The organism is Anaerococcus tetradius ATCC 35098, from assembly GCF_000159095.1.
GTDB lineage: Bacteria > Bacillota > Clostridia > Tissierellales > Peptoniphilaceae > Anaerococcus > Anaerococcus tetradius.
This window is the reverse complement of the sequence record NZ_GG666354.1, coordinates 1-466: the sequence shown is the minus strand read 5'-3', so window position 1 is coordinate 466 and position 466 is coordinate 1. Positions and strand designations below refer to the sequence as shown.

Sequence of the window (466 nt, the reverse complement as noted above, 5' to 3'; positions counted from 1 at the left end):
TTCTATAGTTTGATTAAGTTCTATCTGACTTTTTCCTATTTGTTCATAAAGAAATTCAAAATCTCTTTGGTTGATCTCATTTCCATCACCTATGTCTATCTTATAGTGATCAACAATTTTTCCATCTACTATATGGTCAAAATAGAATTTGGAATACCCCTCCCACTCATCAGTCATCTGCCCATATTCATCTTCTCCTAAGGTCTTATTATGAAGTCTTATCTTTTCATCTATTTCTCTTATTTCATCTAATAGTTCTTTGGTCAGCCTTTGTCCTGTATAATCTTTTTCTATTAGACTCGAACCCTCATTAAACTCAATTATCCAATAATCATCTTTTATATGGCTATCTAAATCAAAACCTATATTCTCTTTATTTTTATTAGGATAAAATTCCTTAAATTCTTCAAAACCATTTACTATATCATCATCTATAACTTCTTTGTTAGAATTAATTATAATATTC

1 protein-coding gene is annotated in these 466 nt (G+C 28.3%); it reads right to left on the bottom strand.

Translation table 11 applies throughout. From position 1 onward, the window contains the following. Positions 1 to 466 (bottom strand): hypothetical protein (locus tag HMPREF0077_RS10145; protein ID WP_004837936.1); only part of this gene is annotated, 466 nt, incomplete at both ends.